General features: G+C 60.6%; 21 protein-coding genes. 8 read left to right on the forward strand and 13 right to left on the reverse strand.

Going from position 1 to position 24,113, the window contains the following annotated elements; translation table 11 throughout:
- Positions 1–42 precede the first annotated feature (42 nt).
- The 4 genes from J7E41_RS05930 to J7E41_RS05945 all read left to right on the forward strand — a co-directional run bounded on the left by J7E41_RS05930 (position 43) and on the right by J7E41_RS05945 (position 2,516).
- Positions 43–942, forward strand: coding sequence for a response regulator (locus J7E41_RS05930; protein WP_214990837.1), 900 nt, complete (start codon positions 43–45; stop codon positions 940–942).
- 190 nt (positions 943–1,132) lie between these two features.
- Positions 1,133–1,456, forward strand: coding sequence for a type II toxin-antitoxin system RelE/ParE family toxin (locus tag J7E41_RS05935; protein WP_214990839.1), 324 nt, complete (start codon positions 1,133–1,135; stop codon positions 1,454–1,456).
- A gap of 4 nt (positions 1,457–1,460) precedes the next feature.
- On the forward strand, positions 1,461–1,760 hold the full coding sequence (locus J7E41_RS05940; protein WP_214990841.1) for a helix-turn-helix domain-containing protein: 300 nt from the start codon (positions 1,461–1,463) through the stop codon (positions 1,758–1,760).
- Between the two features lie 66 nt (positions 1,761–1,826).
- On the forward strand, positions 1,827–2,516 hold the full coding sequence (locus J7E41_RS05945) for a M23 family metallopeptidase (RefSeq protein ID WP_214990842.1): 690 nt from the start codon (positions 1,827–1,829) through the stop codon (positions 2,514–2,516).
- 37 nt (positions 2,517–2,553) lie between these two features.
- Here J7E41_RS05945 and J7E41_RS05950 read toward each other — a convergent pair whose 3' ends face one another.
- From J7E41_RS05950 to phoB, 3 genes are all read right to left on the reverse strand, one after another.
- A complete protein-coding gene (locus tag J7E41_RS05950; RefSeq protein WP_214990844.1) occupies positions 2,554–3,894 on the reverse strand; it encodes a hemolysin family protein in 1,341 nt (446 codons plus the stop codon).
- Positions 3,895–4,020: 126 nt separating this feature from the next.
- The gene (gene phoR / locus J7E41_RS05955; protein WP_214990847.1) at positions 4,021–5,340 is read right to left on the reverse strand and encodes a phosphate regulon sensor histidine kinase PhoR; all 1,320 of its coding nucleotides are present in this window, start codon (positions 5,338–5,340) and stop codon (positions 4,021–4,023) included.
- Positions 5,341–5,385: 45 nt separating this feature from the next.
- Entirely contained in the window at positions 5,386–6,075 is a 690-nt protein-coding gene (gene phoB / locus J7E41_RS05960; protein WP_155582403.1) for a phosphate regulon transcriptional regulator PhoB, read from the reverse strand.
- A 152-nt stretch (positions 6,076–6,227) separates the two neighbouring features.
- Here phoB and J7E41_RS05965 point away from each other — a divergent pair, with 152 nt between their 5' ends.
- The gene (locus J7E41_RS05965) at positions 6,228–6,608 is read left to right on the forward strand and encodes a COG4315 family predicted lipoprotein (RefSeq protein WP_214990849.1); all 381 of its coding nucleotides are present in this window, start codon (positions 6,228–6,230) and stop codon (positions 6,606–6,608) included.
- A gap of 120 nt (positions 6,609–6,728) precedes the next feature.
- Here the strand turns inward: J7E41_RS05965 and ubiA are convergent, their stop codons facing one another.
- A complete protein-coding gene (gene ubiA / locus J7E41_RS05970) occupies positions 6,729–7,619 on the reverse strand; it encodes a 4-hydroxybenzoate octaprenyltransferase (RefSeq protein ID WP_214990851.1) in 891 nt (296 codons plus the stop codon).
- Complete coding sequence (locus J7E41_RS05975) at positions 7,619–8,182, reverse strand: chorismate--pyruvate lyase family protein (RefSeq protein ID WP_214990853.1); 564 nt, start codon at positions 8,180–8,182, stop codon at positions 7,619–7,621. The genes ubiA and J7E41_RS05975 overlap by 1 nt, the downstream gene beginning before the upstream one ends.
- Before the next feature lie 196 nt (positions 8,183–8,378).
- On the opposite strand from J7E41_RS05975, the gene J7E41_RS05980 reads away from it, so the two are divergent.
- From J7E41_RS05980 to J7E41_RS05990, 3 genes are all read left to right on the forward strand, one after another.
- Positions 8,379–8,546 carry a rubredoxin gene (locus J7E41_RS05980; protein ID WP_003213373.1) on the forward strand — a complete coding sequence of 56 codons (168 nt, stop codon included), beginning with the start codon at positions 8,379–8,381 and terminating at the stop codon, positions 8,544–8,546.
- Positions 8,547–8,597: 51 nt separating this feature from the next.
- Positions 8,598–9,746 carry an NAD(P)/FAD-dependent oxidoreductase gene (locus J7E41_RS05985; protein ID WP_214990855.1) on the forward strand — a complete coding sequence of 383 codons (1,149 nt, stop codon included), beginning with the start codon at positions 8,598–8,600 and terminating at the stop codon, positions 9,744–9,746.
- 191 nt (positions 9,747–9,937) lie between these two features.
- Positions 9,938–10,213 carry an HU family DNA-binding protein gene (locus J7E41_RS05990; RefSeq protein WP_003213368.1) on the forward strand — a complete coding sequence of 92 codons (276 nt, stop codon included), beginning with the start codon at positions 9,938–9,940 and terminating at the stop codon, positions 10,211–10,213.
- A gap of 190 nt (positions 10,214–10,403) precedes the next feature.
- Here the strand turns inward: J7E41_RS05990 and J7E41_RS05995 are convergent, their stop codons facing one another.
- The 8 genes from J7E41_RS05995 to tssE form a co-directional block, all read right to left on the reverse strand.
- Positions 10,404–10,994 carry a hypothetical protein gene (locus tag J7E41_RS05995; protein ID WP_214990857.1) on the reverse strand — a complete coding sequence of 197 codons (591 nt, stop codon included), beginning with the start codon at positions 10,992–10,994 and terminating at the stop codon, positions 10,404–10,406.
- Positions 10,994–15,337 (reverse strand): RHS repeat-associated core domain-containing protein, encoded by a 4,344-nt coding sequence (locus J7E41_RS06000; RefSeq protein WP_214990859.1) that lies wholly within the window; start codon positions 15,335–15,337, stop codon positions 10,994–10,996. Before J7E41_RS06000 ends, J7E41_RS05995 begins: the two co-directional genes overlap by 1 nt.
- A gap of 12 nt (positions 15,338–15,349) precedes the next feature.
- On the reverse strand, positions 15,350–15,784 hold the full coding sequence (locus tag J7E41_RS06005; protein WP_214990861.1) for a DcrB-related protein: 435 nt from the start codon (positions 15,782–15,784) through the stop codon (positions 15,350–15,352).
- Positions 15,785–15,799: 15 nt separating this feature from the next.
- The gene (locus tag J7E41_RS06010) at positions 15,800–17,740 is read right to left on the reverse strand and encodes a type VI secretion system Vgr family protein (protein ID WP_214990862.1); all 1,941 of its coding nucleotides are present in this window, start codon (positions 17,738–17,740) and stop codon (positions 15,800–15,802) included.
- A gap of 171 nt (positions 17,741–17,911) precedes the next feature.
- Entirely contained in the window at positions 17,912–20,590 is a 2,679-nt protein-coding gene (gene tssH / locus J7E41_RS06015) for a type VI secretion system ATPase TssH (protein ID WP_214990864.1), read from the reverse strand.
- Positions 20,583–21,626: a type VI secretion system baseplate subunit TssG gene (tssG, locus tag J7E41_RS06020; RefSeq protein WP_214990866.1), complete on the reverse strand. Its 1,044-nt coding sequence runs from the start codon at positions 21,624–21,626 to the stop codon at positions 20,583–20,585. Before tssG ends, tssH begins: the two co-directional genes overlap by 8 nt.
- On the reverse strand, positions 21,590–23,449 hold the full coding sequence (gene tssF, locus J7E41_RS06025; RefSeq protein ID WP_214990868.1) for a type VI secretion system baseplate subunit TssF: 1,860 nt from the start codon (positions 23,447–23,449) through the stop codon (positions 21,590–21,592). Before tssF ends, tssG begins: the two co-directional genes overlap by 37 nt.
- The gene (tssE, locus tag J7E41_RS06030) at positions 23,446–23,961 is read right to left on the reverse strand and encodes a type VI secretion system baseplate subunit TssE (protein ID WP_214990870.1); all 516 of its coding nucleotides are present in this window, start codon (positions 23,959–23,961) and stop codon (positions 23,446–23,448) included. Before tssE ends, tssF begins: the two co-directional genes overlap by 4 nt.
- Between the last annotated feature and the right edge of the window lie 152 nt (positions 23,962–24,113).

The raw sequence follows: 24,113 nt of genomic DNA on the forward strand, positions 1-24,113 counted from the left end.
GAAGCGTTATGCTTGCCGGGGTTTTTAAAGGATGAAGGGTCGATGAGTAAAGTCAGTGTGTTGGTGGTGGATGACGCCTCGTTTATTCGCGATCTGGTGAAGAAGTGCCTGCGCAATTACTTCCCGGGCATCAAGATCGAAGATGCGGTGAACGGCAAAAAGGCCCAGGCCATCCTGATGCGCGAAACCTTCGACATGGTGCTGTGTGACTGGGAAATGCCGGAAATGTCCGGCCTGGAACTGTTGACCTGGTGCCGTGAGCAACCTCATCTCAAGGCCATGCCGTTTGTCATGGTCACCAGCCGTGGCGACAAGGAAAACGTGGTCCAGGCGATCCAGGCCGGGGTTTCCGGCTATGTCAGCAAACCCTTCACCAACGAGCAGTTGCTGAACAAGGTCAAGCAGGCCCTGCACAAGATCGGCCGCCTGGACGCGCTGATCGCCAGCGCCCCGACCAAGATGAACTCGGCTTTCGGCAACGACTCCCTGAGCGCCTTGACCGGCGGCAAACCGGAGGCGGTCAAGCCGGCCCCTGCCGCCACACCCAGCAAAGGCCTGCTCAGCAGTCCGCCGGTACAGGCGCCTGCAGCCGCATCGCCAGCCAGCGGGCGGGGGCAAGGCCAGTTGCGCTTGTCCAGCGGCACCCAGCAGTGTGTGATCAAGGCCCTGAGCATCAAGGAAGCGCTGCTGGTGGTGCGCCGCGGCGACGTCCTGCCCCAGGTGCTGGAAAGCGCCGTGCTCGACCTTGAGCAAGGCGAGAACGCCGAAACCGCGCGCCTCAACGGCTACCTGCACGCCATCGTCGCCTATGAACCCAAGCCTGACAGCGATTGGCTGCAACTGACCTTCCGTTTTATCGATCAGGATGCGCAGAAGCTGGATTACATCTCGCGGCTGATTGCACGCGGGACGGCCCAGAAGCATTTTGTGCCGGGCGCCTGAACTCCCCGCCACTACCGTGAATCGACCAACTGTCTGATTCTAGGCGTTCGGTTTGATTTATATCTGTTTTGATATAGTCTTTCGATAGCGCGCTGTCGCTATCGAGTGTTCGCTACGCCTTGAAACACACCGCCACCGCCTTTTTGCTGATCGTCAATTACGCTTTTCCTTTCCAGAAAAGGAGAAGTGGATGCCAAGGCACAAGGACGTGGTGTTTGTGGGAAGCTCGCTCAAGGATCTCAAGTCGTTCCCGCTCGATGCGCGAAGAGCCGCTGGTTTTCAATTGGATCTTTTACAGCAGGGCGAGCAGCCTTTTGACTGTAAGCCGATGAAGACCATCGGGCGGGGCGTCAATGAGATCAGGATTTTCGACGAGTCAGGAGCGTTTCGGGTGTTTTATGTGGTCAACCGGCCTGAGGCCATTTACGTGCTGCATGCGTTGCGCAAAACCACACAGAAAACCGAAATGCGGGATATCGAACTGGCTCGCGCCAGACTGCAGGAATTAGGGTAGGCCCATGACAGACCAAAAGTTTCAAACCGAGCGTTTCAGTAGCGTCTGGGATGCCTTGGAAGACACTCCCCAGCAAGCGGCGAACATGCGTTTGCGCGCCAAGCTGCTTTTGGAGCTCTGCAAAACCATCCGCGGTTGGGAGCTCTCCCAGAGAGACGCCGCCCAGCGGCTTCATATCAGTCAGCCGCGCCTTAATGACGTGCTGAGCGGCAAGATCGACAAGTTCTCACTGGATGCTCTGGTCAACCTTTCTGCGGCGGCCCATCTGGATGTGGACATTTGTTTCGCGCCGTTGCCTGCCTGAGTCCACACAGCATTGTCATGATCCCTTGCTAGCCTGCCATCCAGTCGTTCCTGGCAGGCTCAGTTCATGTTCGCACGCGCGCTACTTTTCTGTGGAGTATTCACGGTTGCCGCCTCGGCAGCGGCCATGACCCTCTACAAATCCGTCGATGCTGACGGTGTCGTTGTCTTCAGCGACCGGCACACCCCGGGGGCGCAGGCGTTTGTGTTTCAGGATCGGGTCGTCAAACCCTTGAAGCGTCAGGTGCGGGATATCCAGCAGCCCAAAGCCCCTGTTGGCGTCATCCAAACCTATCGCTATCCCTTTCCCTTTCCCTGGCGCGGCGGACCGTTCCGTCTGACCCAGGGACCGAACGGCACCTTCAGCCACACCGACCTCAAAAGCCGCTTCGCCATGGATATCGCGATGCCTGAGGGCACGCCGATCATCGCGGCGCGTGGTGGGGTGGTGGTGAAAACCGAGAATAACCAGGCCGGGCGCGGTAGCGACCCGTCGGGCAATTTCGTGCGGGTGCAACACGATGACGGCACCCAGGGCGTGTACCTGCACCTCAAGCAAGGTTCAGTCAGCGTCAGGCAAGGGCAACGAGTGGCAGTGGGCAGCCCGCTGGCGTTGTCGGGCAATACCGGCAACAGCAGCGGGCCGCATCTGCATTTTGTGGTACAGCGCACCACGGAGTTGGGGCTGGCGTCGATTCCCTACGAGTTTGATCAACCGGTAGGGGTGTTGCCCAACTTTGCGTTGGGCACGCCATGAGGCTGTAGGAGCAAGCTTGCCCCTACAAGGGCACGCCCTAGTCGAGCATCATCACCTTGGCCAGCACGATTTTCGGGCCCTTCATCTTCTTGATGATGATGCGCAGCCCCTCAACCTCCAGCACTTCTTCCTCTTCCGGCACCCGCTTCAGGGTGTCGTAGATCAGCCCGGCCAGGGTTTCGGCTTCGATGTGGTCCAGGTCGATACCCAGCAACCGTTCGACCTTGAACAGAGGCGTGTCGCCGCGCACCAGCAGTTTGCCCGGCTGATAGGCGAGGATGCCGCGCTCGGCCTTGCGGTGTTCGTCCTGGATATCACCCACCAGCACTTCCAGCACGTCTTCCATGGTCAGGTAGCCGATGACCTTGCCGTCGGCTTCCTCCACCAGGGCGAAATGCGCGCCACCTTTGCGGAACTGTTCCAGCAGTTGCGACAGCGGCATGTGCCGGGATACGCGCTCCAGTGGGCGGGTCAGTTCGGCCAGGTTGAACGACTCGGGAATGTGGTCCAGAGCCGCCAGTTCCAGCAGCAGATCCTTGATGTGCAGCAGGCCGACAAACTCGTTGCGCACCGCGTCATACACCGGGTAACGGCTGAATTTGTGGCGGCGGAACAGTGCGAGGATTTCCTTGAGCGGGGCGTTGAAGTCCAGGGTCACCAGGTCTTCCCGGGAGTTGGCCCAGTCCACCACTTCCAGCTCGCCCATTTCCACAGCGGAGGCGAGCACGCGCATGCCTTGGTCACTCGGGTCCTGGCCACGGCTGGAGTGCAGGATCAGTTTGAGTTCTTCACGGCTGTAGTGGTGCTCGTGGTGCGGACCAGGCTCGCCTTGGCCGGCGATACGCAAAATGGCGTTGGCGCTGGCGTTGAGCAGGTAGATCGCCGGGTACATCGCCCAGTAGAACAGGTACAGCGGCACTGCGGTCCACAGCGACAGCAGCTCGGGTTTGCGAATGGCCCAGGATTTGGGCGCCAGTTCACCGACCACAATGTGCAGGTAGGAGATCACGAAAAAGGCGGCAAAGAACGACACTCCCTTGATCACTTCGGGCGATTGCACGCCGATGGCGCCCAGCAGCGGCTCCAGGATGTGCGCGAAGGCCGGTTCACCCACCCAGCCCAGGCCCAGGGAGGCCAGGGTGATACCCAGTTGGCAGGCCGACAGGTAGGCGTCGAGCTGGCTGTGCACGGTGCGCAGGATCTGCCCGCGCCAGCCGTTCTTGTGAGCGATGCTCTCGACCCGGGTGGCGCGCAGTTTGACCATGGCAAATTCCGCCGCAACGAAGAAACCGTTGAGCAGTACCAGGATCAGTGCAAAAAGAATCATGCCGAAATCGGCGAAGAGTGTCGCGAGGGTGATACCAGGGGAAGGGTCCATGATGGGGTTTTGCGGGTTCCGTGTATTCAAAAAGGGTTAGCAGGTGGACCTGAAGGGCAGGCACAAGTCAGCCAATGTAGCGGCTGATGGGGCGCTTGCCTAGTAGCGGCTGCCGGGCGGGGCAGCCTACAGGTCCTGATTCACCCGCGAGCGTGTCATCTGCGCCGGTGGAAAATGGCAGGTAAAGGTACTGCCATGTCCCAGCACACTGCTGATTTCCAGGCGAGCGCGATGGCGAAGCAGCACATGTTTGACGATCGCCAGGCCCAGGCCGGTACCGCCGGTGTTGGAGTTGCGGCTGGAGTCCACCCGGTAGAAGCGTTCGGTCAGGCGTGGCAGGTGCTTGCTGTCGATACCGATGCCGGAGTCCTGAACACTCAGGTGCGCACCCTGATCGTCAGCCCACCAACGGATGCGGATGGTGCCTTTGTCCTGGGTGTACTTCACCGCGTTGAACACCAGGTTGGAAAACGCGCTGCGCAATTCGCCCTCGCTGCCCTTGAGCAGGATCGATGGGTCGGCCTCCAGGGAAATGCTTTGCTCACGTTGCCCGGACAGGGCCTGGGCGTCGTTCTTGATGGTCTGCAGCAGGCTTTGCACTGATACGGGCTGGTTGTCCGAGGGGTAATCGGTGGCTTCCAGCTTGGCCAGCAACAGCAGATCGTTGAGCAGCGTTTGCATGCGCCCCCCTTGCTGCTGCATTTGCTGCAGGGCACGGGTCCAGCGCGGGTTCACCTCTTCGACGTTATCCAGCAGCGTCTCCAGATACCCGCAAATCACCGTCAGTGGCGTGCGTAACTCGTGGGAGACGTTGGCCACAAAGTCTTTGCGCATCTGTTCCAGCTGATGGATGCGGGTGACGTCGCGCACCAACATCAAATGCTCGTTGTTGCCGTAGCGCGTCAGGTACAGCTGAATGCGCACCCGATCGTTGGTCGGCGACGGGATTTCCAGGGCTTCTTCGAAGCTGTCCTGCTCGAAGTACTCCTTGAAGCGCGGATGGCGCACCAGGTTCGTCACGGGCTGGCCGCTGTCCTGAGGTGTCTTGAGGCCCAGCAGGGTTTCGGCGGCGCGGTTCCACCATTCCAGGTTGCCATCGCTGTCGAGCATGATCACTGCGTCTTTCAGCGCTGCGGTCGATTCCTGGACCCGGTCGATCACCGCTTGCAGGCGCCCGCGTACGCGTTGGTCGCGGCGTTGCAGGTGATAGATGCTGTCGAACACCTCGCCCCACAGGCCGTAGCCGTCGGGTGGTGCTTCGTCGGGTTGGTGCTTGCGTAGCCATTCGTGCAAGCGCAGCAGTTGCTTGAGGGTCCAACCCAGATAGACGCCCAGGCCAATGGCCAGGCTCCAGCCGTAGTAACCGCTGATCAGGCCCACCAGCAGGCAGCCGGTGATCAGCAGAAGCATGTGGCGGATCAGGGTGCCATGCCAGTTTTGATTCACTTAAACACGCGTCCTTGTCAGCTGTTCGGGCAGGGGAAGGCTGGCTCAGCCTTTGGTGGAAAACCGATAACCGGTGCCGCGCACGGTTTGTACCAGACTCTCGTAGGCATCGCCCAGGGCTTTACGCAGGCGACGGATATGCACGTCAACGGTACGCTCTTCGACATACACGTTGCCGCCCCACACCTGATCCAGCAACTGGCCGCGGGTGTAGGCGCGTTCTTGGTGGGTCATGAAGAACTGCAGCAGGCGATATTCGGTGGGGCCCATCTCGGCGGGCTTGCCGTCGATGGTCACGCGGTGGCTGATAGGGTCCAGCAGCAAGCCACCGACTTCGATAGGCGCTTCGCCATCAGTCGGTCCGGCACGGCGCAGCACGGCTTTCAGACGGGCTACCAGCTCCCGTGGGGAAAATGGCTTAGTGATGTAGTCATCGGCGCCGACTTCCAGGCCCTGGATCTTGTTGTCCTCTTCGCCTTTGGCGGTAAGCATGATGATCGGGATGTCCCCGGTCAGTTCATCGCGTTTGAGACGGCGGGCCAATTCGATGCCGGAGGTACCGGGCAGCATCCAGTCCAGCAGGATCAGGTCCGGCTTGCGGTCGACGATAATGGCATGGGCCTGCTGGGAGTTCTCCGCCTCCAGGCAGTCATAGCCGGCCATTTCCAACGCAACGGCGATCATTTCGCGAATAGGCGCTTCGTCGTCAACGATCAGAATGCTCCTGCCAACCATGCTAAGTCCTCTTGTCATTTAACTGTCTTGCGCCGCATTAGATAACGGAATTATTGCAGTCGTGTGACAGTATTTTAGTGCCTCGGGCAATCGGCGCCTTCCTGGACTACGCTTTGGGTCCGAATCCTGACAACCACAAAAGGAAGGTTCCGATGACTTACAGTACTTTTTCCTGGAAAGCCCTGCTGGTAACGGCCGCATTGACGCTGCCGACCCTGGCCTTTGCGGCGGATCCTGCGATGACCAAGGACGGGATGCTGGTGGATCACAAGGGCATGACGCTCTACACCTTTGCCAAGGATGCTGACGGCAAGTCTGTGTGCAACGACAAGTGCGCTGCCAACTGGCCACCGCTGAAAGCGGAATCCACGGATACGCCAGCCGGCAAATGGACCGTCATCACGCGTGATGACCAGACCAGCCAATGGGCCTACGGTGGCAAACCGCTCTATACCTTCGTCATGGACAAAAAAGCCGGTGACATGACCGGCGAAGACAAAATGGACGGGGCGTGGAAGGTCGCCAAACCGTAAACCAACCCTGTAGCCGCTGCCGCCAGGCTGCGATAAGGCCGAAGGCCTTCAACGATCTTGGATTTTGCGCGCCGACCGTGTCGGCGATCGCAGTCTGGCGGCAGCGGCTACAGAAGGGAATTACCGAAACCCGTAGTCCGCCACAATCCCGACAAAAATCGCCAACCCTGCCCAGTGGTTGTGCAAAAACGCCTTGAAGCACTTCATCCGATCTCTGTCCCGTGTATACCAGAACTCCCAGGCGAAACACCCGGCCGCCGCCAGCAGCCCAAGGTGGAACCAACCTCCCAGTTCAAAACGCGTGCCTGCCAGCAGCAGGCAAACCAGCGCCAAGCCCTGCAAGGTCAGAATGATCACCCGGTCGGCGTCACCGAACAGAATCGCGGTGGATTTCACGCCGATTTTCAAGTCGTCGTCACGATCGGTCATCGCGTAGTAGGTGTCGTAGGCCACCGTCCACAGCAGGTTGGCGATGTACAGCAGCCAGGCGGTGGCCGGCAGGCTGCCGGTCTCGGCGGTGAACGCCATTGGCATGCCCCAGGAAAACGCAGCGCCCAATACCACCTGCGGGTAGTAGGTGTAGCGCTTCATGAACGGGTAGCTGACCGCCAGTGCCAGACCGCCCAGCGACAGCCAGATGGTCATGGAATTAGTCAGCAGCACCAGCAGGAAACTGATCAGCATCAGTACCGCAAAGAACACCAGGGCTTCTTTTGAACTGATCTTGCCGCTGGCCAACGGGCGTTGCGCGGTACGCTTCACATGCCCGTCGACCTTGCGGTCGGCCCAGTCATTAATGACGCAACCGGCAGCGCGGGTCAGCGTGACGCCCAGGACAAAAATCACAATGTTGGCCAGGGACGGCGAACCCTTGCCGGCAATCCACAGTGCCCAGAGTGTCGGCCACAGCAGCAGATAGATGCCGATGGGTTTGTCCATGCGGGTCAGCTGGATGAAGTCCCAGGCCCGAGGATTCAGGTGATTCAGGGATTTGAGCAGACGCTGATACATCAACCATTCTCCGGATGTTCGTGCACGGCGTGCCACAGGTTCGGCAGGAAAACTTCGGCCACCAGCACGCTCAATGATCCGCGATCAAAGCGTGAGCGGCGCGCCCACAGTTCATCGGCTTGCGCGGCTGTTGGCAGCCATTCCCGTGGGTAATGGCAAACCTCAATGGCCCGGCGTGCAAACGCTTGGTCGCAGAACAACAGTTCGCCCAGCGAGCGGCTGCCCAGCTCATCCATATGCAAGCCGTCACCCTGCAAGGCATTGCGGGCCGCCACGCTGCGGGCAAACACCCAGGCCTGGCCGTGGCCGCGCAAATACACCTCGCGAACCCAGCCAATGCTGGCCGGCGGCAAGTCCAGGGCGGCGCACTCATCGTCCCGCAGCGGCTGCCAGCCTTCCACCAACGGCGTCACGCTGAAGCCGTCATTGGACAGGCGCGTCAGGCGTCGTGTCAGCGAGCCGTCATCGAACAGCCAGTTGAGGATCAGCGGCGCGGGCAGGGGGCTCAGGAGGCTCTGGGTCAGCCATCGGCAAGCAACGGAAGCGGCGTTTGAGTGCGGCACGGTGGGTCATTATTGGCAGCAAAAGAGGCGGCGAGCTTACCATGGTGACCCGGGCTTTTGCCGGGACATACTGCTCCAGGCGTCGATCATGCTTGCATCTGCGAGCCCCGATCAGTACAAAACGCCCTGAGCCGTACGGCAACGCTGGATCTATCGACTGTCGGCCAGTAAAGCCTGGACCCTGAGGAAGCAAGTAATGAAGAAGTGGCAATGTGTAGTCTGTGGCCTGATCTATGACGAGAAGGACGGCTGGCCGGATGACGGAATCGCTCCGGGCACCCTGTGGCAGGACGTCCCGGAAGACTGGCTGTGCCCGGACTGCGGCGTCGGCAAAATGGATTTCGAAATGATCGAGATCGGTTAATTCTTTGAATTAAAGAAATGACTTTAAGAAACGCACTACAAGGAGAAAGGAATGAACGCACCTGTCGTGATCGTCGGCACCGGACTGGCCGGTTACAACCTGGCCCGGGAGTTTCGCAAACTCGATAGCGAAACCCCGCTGCTGCTGATCACCGCAGATGACGGGCGCTCCTACTCAAAGCCCATGCTCTCCACCGGTTTTGGCAAGAACAAGGAAGCCGATGGCCTGAGCATGGCTGAACCTGGCGCCATGGCCGAGCAACTCAAGGCCGAAGTGCGCACCCACACGCGCATCAGCGGCATCGACCCGGGCCACAAGCGCCTGTGGATCGGTGAAGAAGCCGTGGCCTATCGCGACCTGATTCTCGCCTGGGGCGCGGAAACTGTGCGGGTGCCGGTGCAGGGCGACGCCTCGGAGCTGATTTTTCCGATCAACGACCTGGAAGACTACGCGCGCTTTCGTGTGGCAGCGGCCGGCAAACGTCGGGTCCTGTTGCTGGGTGCCGGGTTGATTGGCTGTGAGTTTGCCAACGACTTGATCCTGGGCGGCTACGAAATCGACCTGGTGGCACCGTGTGAGCAAGTCATGCCGACCCTGCTGCACCCGGCCGCCGCCGCTGCGGTCCAGGCTGGGCTGGAAAGCCTCGGCGCGCGTTTCCACCTGGGGCCGGTGCTCAACCGCCTGCAACGTACCGCTGACGGTCTGGAGGCGCACCTGTCTGATGGCGAAGTGATTCAGTGTGACCTGGTGGTCTCGGCCATTGGTTTGCGTCCTCGCGTGGACCTGGCCGCTGCCGCCGGCTTGCAGACCAACCGCGGGATCATGGTCGACCGTCACCTCAAGACCTCTCACGCCAATATCTACGCCCTGGGCGACTGCGCCGAGGTCGATGGCCTGAATTTGTTGTACGTCATGCCGCTGATGAGCTGCGCGCGCGCCCTGGCCCAGACCCTGGCGGGCAACGCCACGGCAGTCAGCTACGGGCCTATGCCGGTCACCGTGAAAACCCCGGTCTGCCCGTTGGTGGTCTCACCGCCGCCACGGGGCACCGAAGGGGTCTGGAGCGTCGAAGGCCAGGGCACCGACATCAAGGCATTGTGCCGCGACGCCAGCGGTCGCCTGCTGGGTTATGCGCTGACCGGCACGGCCGTCATGGAGAAACTGGCCCTGAACAAAGAACTTCCGCCGTTGCTGGCGTAAATACCGGTCGTTCTGTCGGAATAGCCCCTGTTTTGAGCGCAGAAAGGTCGCCACGAGACTGGCGCAGTGTCCGATGGCATGCCATCCTCACTCCCGTCTGCCGCAGAGTAGAGCCTGCGGCGCCTTGGGCGCTGCTCCACCAGAGAGCAGCACGGACATAACAACAAAAAACCGTCAAAGAGGCTTCATTTATGCGTAAACCAGAACTCGCAGCCGCTATTGCTGAAAAAGCAGACCTGACCAAAGAACAGGCCAACCGCGTACTCAACGCCGTTCTCGAAGAAATCACCGGCGCCCTGCATCGCAAAGACAGCGTCACCCTGGTTGGCTTCGGCACCTTCCTGCAACGCCACCGCGGCGCCCGTACCGGCAAGAACCCACAAACCGGCGAGCCGGTAAAAATCAAGGCCAGCAACACCGTTGCGTTCAAGCCGGGCAAGTCGCTCAAAGACAGCGTCAACCCGTAACAGGCAGCACCGTCTCGAAGGGAGGCGTAGCAGGATAAAAAATGGGCACGCCGACTGGGTCGGGTGCCCATTTTTGTTGAGTGGTGCGAACGCAATGGTTGCCTGGGATTCTTCAGGGCGGGGACCGGCTTTACATGACTCTGTTTTCACTCAAAGTTAAACGTCGTTACGACTTTGCGTGAAATATGTATCAGCACGCTTGGGTGATGGTATGAAAGGTCTTTTTCCCTTCATCAAAAAACAAGTACGCCTGAGCGAGATCATGGCTCAGTTCGCTGATGTCAAGCTGCCCCAAGAAAACCATCGGCTTTCCACCCTCTATCGGCCATTCGGGGCTCTGAAGCCATTTTGGCGGCGTTTTCAGGTACCGGAAGTCAGATTTTATTTTTTCCTTCAGCCATGACTGTAATTCTTTGGGGCTGAGATTTTTTTGCTCTTCGATGAGCATAGAAAGATAGTCCGACGGTAGCGATAGCCATTTTGGCTGCACTTTTAGTGTCAGGTTAAACAGGTCTTCGTATTTTTTTTCCACCGTGTGAGCGATACCCTTCTTGTTCAAGACACCCGATAAAAGTGTCTGAATGTTGTAGATGCACTCCAGATTCAGATAGTTCTGACTGATTGCGTAGGTGTAGAGGTCAGGCTCAATAATATAGGCCGGTAGGTTGTTCTCACCTTTTAGCAACGCTTCGACAGCTGAGTCTGCATAGACTTTTTCTTCAAATGCTTTGGGTGAAATAGACCCTTCGACGAATTGCTTGATGATTTCTATAGCGGTCATTATTTGGTTCCTAAATGTCTGAATTCATCAAGCGCTGCGTGCTGTTCTCGGGTGACTTCACGTAGATTCCGTGGGTTGTTCACGCTGGTTCCACCGTTACGTTGAGGGTTGTGATGGTGCAACTCCATCGAGTTTCCGTTCGCGTCCAGCGGTGCGGAGCCACGTTTCATGCGACTCATGTTGGCCGGGCTGAATTCACCTGAGCCTTTTGAGGCTTCGTGCCGATTTTTCCAGTACCTATTCCTCACGACATCCCATGCAGGCGCTTTGCCGTTAGGTAAAGGCTTATCGATGGCCTGGCCTCGCTTCCAACGTTTGAACTGGACACAACTCCAGCCCCAAGGGTCGATCCATCCAAGGGGGTTAGGCCCATATTGATAGAGGTTTATTCCCCCCGACAACCCAATCGGATCCGGCGTCGTAAACCTTCCCACGTCCGGATCATAAAACCTGAACGTATTGAAATGCAGCCCTGTCTCCCGGTCCAGATACTGCCCCTGAAACCGCAGGTTCTGCTCTTCGATGTAGTAGGACTCGCGCACCTCTTCCAGCGTGTTGCCCCACACCCGATAAGTCGCCCTCCAGACGTCGTGCCCGTCGGCTTCGGTCAGTTGTTCCGGCAGGCCGTTGAGGTCGTTGTGGTAGTAGCGGATTTTTTGCAGCGGCCCGCAGCCATCGACGCGGGCGAGGGGGTCGTAGCCTTCGTCTTCGTAAACATACAGGCTGGTCTGACTGTGTTTGTGTTCCTGCAACAGGCGCAGGCCGTCCCAGGTGAATCGGGTTTCGCCCAACGGATAGCCATCGCTGCCGTGTTCGTTTTTTTCGATACGTCGGCCGAGCGGGTCATAGGTCATCCTGACTACGCTGCCGTTTTCACTGTGTACTTCAACCAGTCGGCTTTCAGCATCGTAGGCAAAGCGTTGTAGGCCACGTGCAGCGCTGCGTTTTTCAATCGTGCGGCCAAAGGCGTCGTAGCGGTAACGCTTGTCCTGATAGGTCAGCAGTTTGTTGTGCACCACCAGCCCGGCCCCGGGCTGTGGGCCGTCTAGCAAGTTGGCGGCGGCGTCGTAGGCAAAGGTTTCGCGCTGGCCGTGCAGGTTGTCCTGGCTGGCGATGATGCGGCCAGTGGCATCGTAGTGCAGGAGTTGACGGTGCTGAGCGGCGGGTTGCTGGTCGAGTTTGCCGATCAGGTTGTCGGCCGGATCGTACTCGAACTGTTTTTGCACTGTCGCCGGCATCAGCGACGGCTGGTTGGTGTGCCGGCGTTGGCGTGAGCGCAAGCGGCCGCTGCGGTCGTATTCGCTGCGGGTACTGATCTGACCCTGGGTGCGCAGCACTTCACGGTGCAGGCGGTCGCGCTCGAAGTCGCTGATGACGTGGCCGTCGAGGTTGATCTGGTGCAGGTGGCCACTGCCGTAGTAGAGGCGATTGAGCCAGCGGCCGTCGGGCAATTGAGTCTGAACCAGATTGCCGAGTTCATCGTAGTGGTGTTGCAGGTGGCCGGTTGAACTCCCTTCGGCGATCAATTGGCCGAGGGCGTCATAGGCGAAGCTCAGGGCCTGCGCATTGCCCTGCAGATCGGTGAAGGTGACGGCGGTCAGTTGGTCCAATGGGTCGTAGGTGTAGTCGGTGCGTCCATCGTCGGTGGTTTTGGCAATCAATCGGCCAACCGCATCGCGTTCCAGTCGATGAATGATGGGGGCGACCGGCGTCTCGGGAACCACAGCCAGGCCATTGCCGTAAGGCGCCGGTACGGCGGTCACCGTCGCGACGTTGTCCAGCAGGTCGTAGGTGTACTGCTTGGCACTTGCGTCGAGGTCTTGCTGTTCTGTCAGACGATCCGCGGCATCCCACGCAAATCGATAGCGTTCACCGTTTTCATTGACCAGCGCTTGTAGCCGCCCGTAGCTGTCATACGCGAACTGCACCTGCCGACCATGGGCATCGGTGCGCTGGCGCACCTGGCCGCGACGATTGTGCTGATAGAGCGTGGTGTGCCCGGCCGGGTCGGTGTAACCCACCAATTGGCCGCTGACATCGCGCTGATACTGCTCGGTGCGCCCGTCCGGCAGTTGGCTGCTGAGCAGGCGTCCCTGGGCGTCGTAGCGAAATTGAGTGCGTTCGCCGAGGGCATCGATGATGACCTGCAAATAGCCCCGCTCGTCGTAGCTGAAGCGTGTCGGGTAACCGGAACAATCAATGTGCTCGACCAGTTGCCCGAACGGGTTCCAGCGCAGCTTTTTGCTTTTGCCGGTGGCGTCGATGATTTCCACGACCTGGCCGTGCGCGTCGTAGCGGTAGCGGGTGGCATAACCCAGAGGGTCGGTTTCGGCGATGCAGTTGCCGCGCTGATCGTAGCGATACTGCCAACTGTTGTCGGCCGCGTCGGTTTCCACCAGCGGCAAGGCCCAGTGCTCCAGCCACAACGTCGAATCGCTGCGACCCAGCGGGTCGGTTTCGCCGATCTGGTTGCCGGCCTCATCGTAACTGTACTCATAGCGCCCGCCCTGCGGATCGGTAGCGCTGAGCAATTGGCGTTCGTCGTTCCAGTCAAACAGCCAGGTCTGGCCGAGGTTGTCGCTGTATTGAGTGATCTGGTGCTGAGTGTTCCAGTGCCGCGTGCTGACGCGCTGCAAACCGTCGCTGATGCGTGTGGTACCGGCTTGCAGGTCATAATCGAATTGGTAGGTGTCGCCTTCATCGGTCCAGTGCCGGACCACGCGCCATTCCAAGTCTTCAATCAAGGCCCACTCATAGAAACACCGCAACCCGGTGGGCAACTGATGTTCCACCATGCGGCGACCGGCATCGTAAGCGAAGCGCCGCTGCACCTGGCCGGTGGCATCGCGCACCTCGGCCAGATTACCGATGGCGTCGTAGCCATAGCTGACGAGTACTTCACGGCGTTGATCGGGATAAAGACGTTCGATGCGAGTGACGTGCTCAGGGGCGCGGATCAGTTCGACCTGCACCAGATCGAAGGTATCGCGCAGACGTATCAGGCGTCCGGCTTCGTCGTAATCGATATGGATGCGGTTGTCGTTGCGGTCACCGAGCTGATTCAGGCGCAGCAAGGTTGCATTGGCCGGAGTGGGTTCGAACAGGCGATAAAGGCCGTCATCACTTTCGATCAGCAACTGCCCGTTGAGGTGCCGCCGCACGGAGAGTCCTTCGCCGGCGCTGAATACCGCGCCGCCCAACGGAATCGAACCCATGTCGATCGGCCGGCCCTGCTCGTCGGTGTAGACCAGCGTTTCGCCGCCCTCGGGATGAGGCAGGATTTCGACGCACACTTCGTAGGCGACGCTCCAACCGGCGCCGAACACCCCGCCGCGGCGTTCGTCGCGGCTGTTGTAGAAGCGTTGCCAGTCAATCGGCAAGATGCCAGGCAGCACGAAATCCAACTCGTCGTCGCCGCCGAGCACCTTGGCCCCGGTCGCTGCGTGCACCGGGTTCGACGAGCCTATGGCGGCGTTGGCCAAGGCACCCATCGCACTGCTGACAGCCATCGAGGTTGCGCCGCCGATCAGCATGCACGGCAGTTTGCTGAAGAACTTGCCCTTGCCGCCCTTGAGCATCAATAGCGCCGTGACCGCCAGCCCGACGCCCGGTGTCTTGCCGCTGCGAATTTCACGCACCACGACCGAGCCGCCGCCAATGGTCACATTCGATGAGATCAGCCCGGACGACACCACCGTCGCATCACAGGTGCTGCGGTCGCCGCTACGCACGGCGGGTTGGCCGTTGATCGTGACCTTTTCCGAACCCTCGGCGAGAAACTGCGGCGGCATCGGCGGATGCTTCATGCAGACGATCAAGTCCAACGGCTTGGGCACGGCGCCTGGAGCAGGAGTCGCGACGGTGGGGCGCCACATCTGCGAGAAGAAACTCTCGGCCATGTCCAGATAGCTGGGGTCCGCTTCAGGCTTGGCTTCTTCCAGCTCGGTGCCGGCGGGTGCGACGTGCGAGGTAATTGCCCCGGCAGCACGGGCGGCCGGCAGGTTGTTGGTGAGGGTGTCGGTGGCACCGGTGAGAATGTTCGCCTGCACCGTGGGCGGAAACAGGGCGTTGCTGAAGCTATCGCATAACTGGGTGAGGCCTTTGTCGGCCCCGCTCTTGCTCATGAGGAGGCCGACAATCGTGCCCACCACCGCGCCAAGCAGGAAACACCCGAGCCCACCGGTGACAACGGTAATGCCGGTGGCGGCGACTACGGCGAAGGTCGCCACGGCAGTAATCGCGATATTGGCGGCTACCTCCAGTACACCGCCGAGGATATCCGCCATCATCGAGGTATGGGATAACGCATCGCCCATGCGGGCGGCCCAGAGAGTGTCAGACATGCGCTGTGCTCATCAGGAAATAGCGTCGAACAACAGCGAACCTTTTATCGTCGCCCAGTGCGCCGCTTCGGCATCCCCCAATTTGTCCGCCTTCACGTAACTCAAGGCGAGCATCTTGCGGGTGCCTGGCAACACCAACGCAAGCTGGAACTGGAACACCTTGTCGTTGCCCTTGTTGAACTGGCTGCGTAACTCAATGCCTTCCACCTCTTGCGCAGCCCCCAGGCGCACTGAGACACCGGGTTGGAAGCGCAAGTCCTGCACCTGTTTTTCCAGGCGCTTGAGCTGGTCGTCGAAGTTGCTCTGTAAGGTTTCACCCTCGGCCAGCAAGCTGCGGCTAACGATCAAGGAAGTACCCAGCTCTGGGAACTTGAGGATATTGATCGTTGCATCCTGCAGCTCGCCGGCGGGCAGTTGGAACTGAAATTCGTTGATTCGGTACGTCATGGCAAACAGGTCTCGTCAGGAGCTTTTGGGCGCTGGGAACGCGGCTTTCACGTTGGCATCGATGCTGGCTTTGGAGCCCTGGCCATCGGGTGTGGCGCCAGGGCCGCCGCCATTGTTCAGGTGCAGTACGCCGCCGGTGTTGAACTCGGCGTCGCCGCTGGCGTAGAAGCTGATTTGCACGCCGGTGAGGTTGATCTGTCCGCTGGCGTTCAGCTCCAGGATGCTTTTACCGCACACCAAGCGCAGGTTTTCACCCACCTCAATGACGTAGCTTTGACTGATGCTGTCGGTCTTCCTCTGACCCACTGAGAGGATGTCTTCGTGTTTGACGATACGCAGGCGGTTATTACCAATGGTCACCGTCTCGTTATGCCCAATACTTTTGTTACGGTCATGCCCCACCGAGTGGCTCTCATCCACCTCAACCACGATGTCTTGATTGCGCTCGGCATGGATGTACAACTGCTCCAGGCCCTTCTTGTCCTCCATGCGGATTTCATTGAAGTTGGCCGGCGTGCCGCCTTTGCTGGAGCGGCTTTTCATGCCGCTCTGGGTCGCGTTTTCCGGCAGGTCATAAGGCACCGTCTGCTCGGCGTTGTACACCCGGCCGGTGATGATCGGCCGGTCCGGATCCCCTTCAAGGAAGCTGACAATTACTTCCTGGCCGATTCGTGGGATCTGCATCGAGCCCCAGTTCTTCCCTGCCCAGGATTGCGACACACGAATCCAGCACGAGCTGTTCTCGTTGGACTGGTCGTGACGGTCCCAATAGAAATGCACCTTCACCCGACCATACTGATCGGTCCAGATTTCCTCGCCTTTTGGCCCCACGACCAACGCCGTTTGTGGGCCTTTGACGATGGGGCGGTGGGTGTTGGCCAAAGGACGGAAGCTTTGCTGGGCATCGATGCAGGTCAGGCTGCTTTCGAATTGTGCTGAGGGCGCGCCGCCTCCGCTTTCCAGGCTTTCCTGGACGATGTAGTAGCGGGCGCCGACGATCAGGTATTCGCGGTTCTGATCCCGGCGGCTGAAGCCGGTGAGGCTGAACAGGTTGCCGGAACCCAGGCCTCGGGCGTTGCCGCTGAACTCCACTTGTTCATGCAGGGTTTGCAGGGCTTCGATGCGGGTGCGGGCGTAGTGTTCGCCGTCTTCACTTTTAACGTAGGTGCCGGGGTAGTCATACAGCGGGTAGTCACCGGCGGTGTGCGGGCGCGGCATGGCCGAGCGCACGTCGATGCTGGCGCTGGGGCGCTGGAAGTCGTAGTCGTTGAGCTCCAGCGAGCCGGGCTGCACTTCGTGCGCCAGGTGCCAGTTGTGCATATGGTCCCGTTCGCGCTGCTGCTCGTCCTTGGGGTAGTAGGGCACGGAGCCGTAGCCGACCACGCCGGTATGGGCGCCATAGGCATCGGCCAGCACCAGTACATGGCGGTCTTGTTCGTGACGGAAGAAGTAGTAGATGCCTTCCTGTTCCATCAACCGGCTGACGAACTCGAAGCTGGTTTCGCGGTACTGCACGCAGTATTCCCACTCGCGGTACGGACGGCTCAGCGCGTCCTCGAAGTCGGAAAACCCCAGATCGCGAAACACCTGCTTGATGATCTGCGGGATGGTCAGGTTCTGGAAAATCCGGCAGTCGGAGGTGCGACTCAGCAGCCACAGCCACGGGCGCAACGTGACCTGGTAACTGGCGAACTGACCCTGGTCGATGTTCTGGCTGCAACGGGCCACGAGGCCATGGAAAAAGCGCTCGCCACCGTCCGCCAGTTGCAGGTTCAGGCACATGGGCTTGCCCAGCAACTGGTTGAGGTCGATGGCGGCGTTGAGTGAGGTCAGTTGCAACTCGAAGTTGAACAGCCTTCCCAACTCTTCGCCTCCGCCCATTTCATTGAGCATCAGCACATCCGGCCCCAGGGGGCTGGTGATCTTGGCCAGGCGTGAGGCTTGGTTGAATAACATCGAGTGTCCCGTAAGTGTCGTAATCACTGAAGAAACCGGCCCAAATGTGGGAGTGGCGGTGCGACGATTCGACTTGCTCGCGAAAGCGGCGTGTCAGGCAGCATCAATGCTGAATGTTAAATCGCCTTCGCGAGCAAGCCCGCTCCCACATTTGGATTGCATTTCGTCAGGTCAATCGGTGTCGCTGAATGTGTAGTGCAATTCGTTATCCTGCGTGCTGATTCGTACTCCCGCCAAGGCCTTGCCTTCCAGCATGCGGGTGAGGAACTCGCGGCTCATGTCCGGCAGCAGGCTGTTGGTGAGGATGGTGTCGATCATCCGTCCGCCGCTTTCGGTTTCGGTGCAGCGGGACACGATCAGGTCGACCACGTCGTCGTCGTAATCGAAGGCCACTTTGTGGGTGTTCTCCACGCGCTTCTTGATGCGGTTGAGTTGCAGGCGGGTGATCGCCTTGAGCATCTCGTCGCTCAGCGGGTAGTACGGGATAGTCACCAGGCGCCCCAGCAACGCTGGCGGGAAAATTTCCAGCAGTGGCTGGCGCAGGGCCTTGGCGATTTCCTCGGGTTCCGGGATATTCGCCGGGTCTTTGCAGACCCGGGAAATCAGCTCGGTACCGGCGTTGGTGGTGAGCAGAATCAAGGTGTTCTTGAAGTCGATCACCCGGCCTTCACCGTCTTCCATCACGCCTTTGTCGAACACCTGGAAGAAGATCTCGTGCACGTCCGGGTGGGCTTTTTCCACCTCGTCCAGCAGTACCACGCTATACGGTTTGCGCCGCACGGCTTCGGTCAGTACGCCGCCTTCGCCATAGCCGATGTAGCCCGGTGGTGCGCCCTTGAGGGTCGACACGGTGTGGGCTTCCTGGAACTCGCTCATGTTGATGGTGATGACGTTCTGCTCGCCGCCGTACATGGCCTCGGCCAGGGCCAGGGCGGTTTCGGTCTTGCCCACACCAGAGGTGCCGGCCAGCATGAACACGCCGATGGGCTTGCTCGGGTTGTCGAGGCCGGCGCGAGAGGTCTGGATGCGCTTGGCGATCATCTGCAGGGCGTGGTCCTGGCCGATGATGCGTTTTTTCAGGTGCTGGTCGAGATTGAGCACCGTCTCCAGTTCGTTGCGGGCCATACGGCCCACCGGGATGCCGGTCCAGTCGGCGACCACCGAGGCCACCGCCTGGTAATCCACGGTCGGCAGGATCAGCGGGGTTTCACCTTGCAAAGCCGTCAGGCGTTGTTGCAGGTCCACCAGCTTTTCGCGCAGGGCCTGGCTGTCGTCGGTACCGGCATCGCTGTCCACCACGCCGACCTTTTCCCGCAGGGTCGCGCGGGTGGCGAGCAGTTCGTCTACCAGGGTTTTCTCTTCGGCCCAGCGGCTTTCCAAGGTTGCCAGGCGCTCACGCTCGGCCGTCAGCAAGGCTTCGCTGTTGGTTTGACGAGTACCGATGGCGATACCGATCGCGTGTTCGCGGGCGATGATTTGCAGCTCGGTTTCCAGCGCTTCGATGCGGCGGCGGCTGTCGTCGACTTCCGCCGGTACCGCGTGCAGGCTGATGGCGACGCGGGCGCAGGCGGTGTCCAGCAGGCTCACGGATTTGTCCGGCAACTGGCGTGCGGGAATGTAGCGGTGGGACAGTTTCACCGAGGCTTCCAGGGCTTCATCGAGAATCTGCACCTGATGGTGTTTTTCCATGGTCGAGGCCACGCCGCGCATCATCAGCAGGGCTTTGTCTTCCGATGGCTCGGCAACTTGTACCACCTGGAAACGGCGGGTCAGGGCCGGGTCTTTTTCAATGTGCTTCTTGTACTCGGCCCAGGTGGTAGCGGCCACGGTACGCAAGGTGCCACGGGCCAGTGCAGGCTTGAGCAGGTTGGCCGCATCACCGGTCCCGGCCGCACCGCCGGCACCCACTAAGGTGTGGGCTTCGTCGATAAACAGAATGATCGGTTTCGGTGAGGCCTGGACGTCTTCGATGACCTGGCGCAGGCGCTGTTCAAACTCGCCTTTCATGCTCGCACCCGCTTGCAGCAGGCCGACATCAAGGCTGCGCAGTTCCACGTCTTTCAACGCCGGCGGTACGTCGCCAGCGACAATGCGCAGGGCAAAACCTTCGACCACGGCGGTTTTGCCCACCCCGGCTTCACCGGTGAGGATCGGGTTGTTCTGGCGGCGACGCATGAGGATATCCACCAGTTGGCGGATCTCTTCATCACGGCCGACGATAGGGTCGAGCTTGCCGCTGCGGGCTTGCTCCGTCAGGTCGACGGTAAAGCGCTTGAGGGCTTCCTGCTTGCCCATCGCGCTCGGTGCCATCGCGCCACTGGCTTCACCCGGTACGGCGCCAGCATTGAAACCGTCGCTGGCGGTGAGGGCGTTTTCTGGCGAATCGCCAACGTACTCGTCAAAGCGCTCGCTCAAGGCTTCGGGCTTGATCTTGTCGAATTCCGACGACAAACCCAGCAGCGCATGGCGCAGGCTCGGGGTCTTGAGAATGCCCAGCACCAGGTAACCGGTGCGCACCTGGCTTTCGCCAAACATCAGGCTGCCGTAGACCCAGCCGCGCTCCACGGCTTCTTCCACATGGGATGACAGGTCGGTGATTGACGTCGAGCCGCGCGGCAGACGGTCCAGGGCCTCGGTCAGATCGCGGGCCAGCCGTGCCGGCTCGAGGTTGAACTGGCGGATGATGCGGTGCAGGTCCGAGTCCTGCAGTTGCAGCAACTGGTGAAACCAGTGAGCCAGTTCCACATACGGATTGCCCCGCAGCTTGCAGAATACGGTGGCGGCTTCGATGGCCTTGTAGGCCACGCTGTTGAGTTTGCCGAACAAGGCGGCGCGACTGATTTCACCCATGCTCTGGATTCCTTGAGGTGTTGGCTAGCTCGGCGTAATGCCGGGCCAGGATTAGGTCGTTGGCGTCGTGCCCGGGCTGGCCGAGCCAGGTATTGAAACCCAGGCGGAACTGGCCGTTGAGCTGCAACGCCGGGACTTCCGGTTGTTGAAGAATCAGATTCAAATCCCAGTCCAGTTCATGGCCCAGGTACTCGGCCACCCAGGCCACCAGTTCGTTGAACGGCTGGCTACCGGGCAACATGCCCATGTAGTCGTCGAGCTTGAGCGGCCCCAGGCGGATACGGAATTTATGCTGGCGATCCCACACGTGGCTGCCCAGGCAAAAGTCCACGCCCAACTGGTTGGCGCTGACACCGATGCGGCTGCGTTCGGGCAGTTCCAGCCATTGGCCGACGTACTCTTCGATATCCACCGGCAGGCCGAAATACTCGCTGAGGATCGCTTTCAAACCATCCGGGTAGCGGGTCTGCGCCGACAGGTGGCCGCTGTAATGCAGCTTCGCGGTGTCGGGAATCAGCCCCTGTTCCAGCAGGCTCGGCATGCCCCGTCCGCTCAACGCCGCCAGGCGTGCCGACCAGTAATCGTCGTCCGGCCGGTCATGACTGACCGTCGGCCGTGCCTCGGCCCAGGCCCGGTAAAACAGGCTCAGGAGGCGGTGGTGGAACACATCCAGGAAGCGCTTGCTGGTGCTGTCGGCATTGTTGCGCTGGCGTTCGCGCACGTATTCGGTGATGTGCAGCGGCAGCGGGCCATTGGGGCCGCCAAGGCCGAAAAAGAACTGTTCCAGCCGCGCCGGCTTGCCGTCGAAACCGGGCTCCACCGACGCCAATGTGGCCGGGGCGAACGTGCAGTCGGCCTGTTGCCCCAGACGCAGCGGGTCATCCGCCAGGCGCAGGGAATGGCCCAGGCGCGGCAGGTTCGGCGATTCGCACTCGATACGACGCAGCGCCTGGAAGAAATCATATTCCCAGGGCTCCTGATGCATCGCCGACAGCGTGTTTACAGGGTCGGACGGCGTCCGGGCTTGGCTTTCCATCGCATGATCTCGCCGCGTTCGGTGGTACGGATCACCGTCTCGGTAAAACTGTTGATCGACACGTAGCGTGCCAGGAACCGTTCAAACACCGCACCGAGCAGAAACACACCGGTACCGCGGAACGCGTTTTCATCAAATTCCAGAGTGATTTCCAACCCGCGCCCAAACACGATCGGCCCGGGCATCGGCAGACGCCGAGTCACGGCTTTGCTGCTGACCTCGCGCAAGCCTTCGATCTGCAATTGCAGCGCGGCGTCGTTGCTGTCGCCATACAGGCGCAGCAATTCGCGCAGCGCGGCGGCGCCCTGGCCTTGTTCACTGAGGGACAGGTAGTTGAGCGACAACTGGCTGATCAGGCGCCAGGCCTTGGCGTCATGGGCATGGCTGGCGCGCGGGCGACTGGGCCCGGCAACGCAGCGCACCGCCAACACCGGAGCGCTGTCGGCCAGGGTGAAGTCGGTCTTGCCATTGCCCACGCTCATGAACAGCGGCAGATCGCGGTTGGTGCACAGTGCGCTGACGCCCAGTTGGCGCAGGTCATGGCCGTAGGGTGCCTGCCGGCTGTCTACCAGGCTGACGAAGGTTTCGCTGCCCACATACGTGGAGCGCGGACCATTGCGACGCTGGTCGCTGGACAGCACGCGTGGCTCACGGCGTACGGTGTAGTAAGCCTGGTCGCGGCCATAACGTGACGGATCGCGCACGGCGTAGAACGGTAAGAACGGCTGTTCTGGCCCGGTGCCGTGGCCGGTGATGGCGCTCAGGGAATGAATCTCGAAATCCATCGGCCGTGTGCGGTCGGCGATCACATGGTGTTCGTTGACTCGCTCGGACAGATGAATCCGGTCCACGCGCTTGGGAAACAGGTTGATCGCCGGGGTGCAGAACGGCACGAATTGCGCGGCGCCGACACTGCCTTCCAGGCTCGGATCATGCCGGTCGAACAGCACGATCAATTCCAGCTCCTGGCCGTCGCAGCGCTTGACGGCGCGGCTCAGTTCAGCGAACTCAACGAACAGGAAACGATGGGGCAGGGCGAAGTATTCCTGCAGCAGCCGATAGCCCTGGAAGGCACGTGGCACCACCGGCATCGCCGCATCGACGTCGTCGAACCCCCGGGAGCGCAGGGCATCCGACGGCAGGCGTTCGACCCAGTCGCCGCCCGGCTTGCGCGCAAACACCGCACAGGCGTTGCCCAGCAATTGCTCGTAGAGGCGGAACGGCTGCTCGTCGGCACCGCTGAGGTACAGCGGCAGATTGTCCAGGGCCAGGCTGTTGAACGGCAGCTCGGCACCAGTGCGCAACGTCAGGCGCAAGCCGGCCTTGGCTTTGGGCTCACTGGCGGCCAAGCGCCCAAGCACGGCCGAAGGGTTGCCGAAGTACTCGGCCTGGCTGACCTGCAACGGCCACAACGTCACCGGATGCGCGGTGCGGTACTCGCAGCACGTCTGGGTTTCACGGCCCAGGGCGGCGCGCAATACGGTGTCTCGGGGCAGCGCAAAACCGCTGGCCAGGGAGCCTTCGTCGGGATCGGCCTGCAATTGCACTACGGTCATCGACGGCGTCGGTGCCAGGTAGTGTGGGTAGGCGATTTCCAACAGGTTATGGGTGAAGGTCGGGTACTCGGCGTCGAGTTTGAGCTGCACCCGCGCAGTGAGGTAGGCGAAGCCTTCCAGCAAACGTTCGACGTACGGGTCGGCGCAGTCCATGCCGGACAGGGTCAGCCGACTGGCGATCTTCGGGTATTCCTTGGCGAACTCCGCGGCGCTTTCGCGCACGTGGTGCAGTTCCTGGTTGTACAGCTCCAGCAGGCGCGGATTCATGGGCGCCTCCGCTGGTCGGCATTGACCACGCGCACGTGGCCGGATTCCAGGTCCAGGTCGGTTTGCAGCAACAGGCGTAACGGCACCGGCTGCGCCCACAGGTCGCCTTCGATCTCGAAGCTCAAGGCGTTGTGGTTCATCTCGCCATGAGCCACCCGCGCGCGTACCCGCAACGTATTTCGCAGGATGCGCGGCTCAAAGGTAGCGATGGCCTGGTAAATCAAGGTTTCCAGGGCGCTGACATCGATGCTGGACGCGCTGTTACCTGCGAGCGCCGGCAGGCCGTAATTGACCACCGAGGTGCCGGCGGGGGTGTGCAACGTCGCATCGGCATCGAGCAATGAGGTGGTGTTGAGCAGCCACGCCAGGTCACGCAGCACCGAGGCTTTTAATTGGGTCAGGGACAGCACGCGTTTATCGGCGCTTTCCTTTGGATTGGTCGGGTCGTCGTCGGTCAACCGGTCCAGCAGGGACGGTTGCAGACGGTCGCGGGAAGCGATTTCAGTTACCACTAAAGCAGCTCCACGGACAGGTTGCAGGAAGAACAGCCCCGTAGCAGCTGTCGAGCGGAGCGAGGCTGCGTTCGAGGACGAAGCCCTCGCAAACCGAACACCTGGATCTATCTGATAAATCTCGGTGTCTGTTTTACGACTGCTTCGCAGTC

Origin of the sequence: Pseudomonas fluorescens (assembly GCF_018614655.1) — a bacterium.
GTDB classification, from domain to species: Bacteria; Pseudomonadota; Gammaproteobacteria; order Pseudomonadales; family Pseudomonadaceae; genus Aquipseudomonas; species Aquipseudomonas fluorescens_BX.

Bases quoted from the DNA above. Each gene is read 5' to 3' on its own strand.
- J7E41_RS05930 (WP_214990837.1), top strand. From the start codon at position 43: ATGAGTAAAGTCAGTGTGTTGGTGGTGGATGACGCCTCGTTTATTCGC.
- J7E41_RS05935 (WP_214990839.1), top strand. From the start codon at position 1,133: ATGCCAAGGCACAAGGACGTGGTGTTTGTGGGAAGCTCGCTCAAGGAT.
- J7E41_RS05965 (WP_214990849.1), top strand. From the start codon at position 6,228: ATGACTTACAGTACTTTTTCCTGGAAAGCCCTGCTGGTAACGGCCGCA.
- J7E41_RS05945 (WP_214990842.1), top strand. From the start codon at position 1,827: ATGTTCGCACGCGCGCTACTTTTCTGTGGAGTATTCACGGTTGCCGCC.
- J7E41_RS06010 (WP_214990862.1), bottom strand. From the start codon at position 17,740: ATGTTATTCAACCAAGCCTCACGCCTGGCCAAGATCACCAGCCCCCTG.
- J7E41_RS05940 (WP_214990841.1), top strand. From the start codon at position 1,461: ATGACAGACCAAAAGTTTCAAACCGAGCGTTTCAGTAGCGTCTGGGAT.
- ubiA (WP_214990851.1), bottom strand. From the start codon at position 7,619: ATGTATCAGCGTCTGCTCAAATCCCTGAATCACCTGAATCCTCGGGCC.
- tssG (WP_214990866.1), bottom strand. From the start codon at position 21,626: ATGGAAAGCCAAGCCCGGACGCCGTCCGACCCTGTAAACACGCTGTCG.
- tssF (WP_214990868.1), bottom strand. From the start codon at position 23,449: ATGAATCCGCGCCTGCTGGAGCTGTACAACCAGGAACTGCACCACGTG.
- J7E41_RS05985 (WP_214990855.1), top strand. From the start codon at position 8,598: ATGAACGCACCTGTCGTGATCGTCGGCACCGGACTGGCCGGTTACAAC.
- J7E41_RS06000 (WP_214990859.1), bottom strand. From the start codon at position 15,337: ATGTCTGACACTCTCTGGGCCGCCCGCATGGGCGATGCGTTATCCCAT.
- J7E41_RS06005 (WP_214990861.1), bottom strand. From the start codon at position 15,784: ATGACGTACCGAATCAACGAATTTCAGTTCCAACTGCCCGCCGGCGAG.
- J7E41_RS05990 (WP_003213368.1), top strand. From the start codon at position 9,938: ATGCGTAAACCAGAACTCGCAGCCGCTATTGCTGAAAAAGCAGACCTG.
- J7E41_RS05995 (WP_214990857.1), bottom strand. From the start codon at position 10,994: ATGACCGCTATAGAAATCATCAAGCAATTCGTCGAAGGGTCTATTTCA.
- J7E41_RS05950 (WP_214990844.1), bottom strand. From the start codon at position 3,894: ATGGACCCTTCCCCTGGTATCACCCTCGCGACACTCTTCGCCGATTTC.
- phoB (WP_155582403.1), bottom strand. From the start codon at position 6,075: ATGGTTGGCAGGAGCATTCTGATCGTTGACGACGAAGCGCCTATTCGC.
- J7E41_RS05980 (WP_003213373.1), top strand. From the start codon at position 8,379: ATGAAGAAGTGGCAATGTGTAGTCTGTGGCCTGATCTATGACGAGAAG.
- tssH (WP_214990864.1), bottom strand. From the start codon at position 20,590: ATGGGTGAAATCAGTCGCGCCGCCTTGTTCGGCAAACTCAACAGCGTG.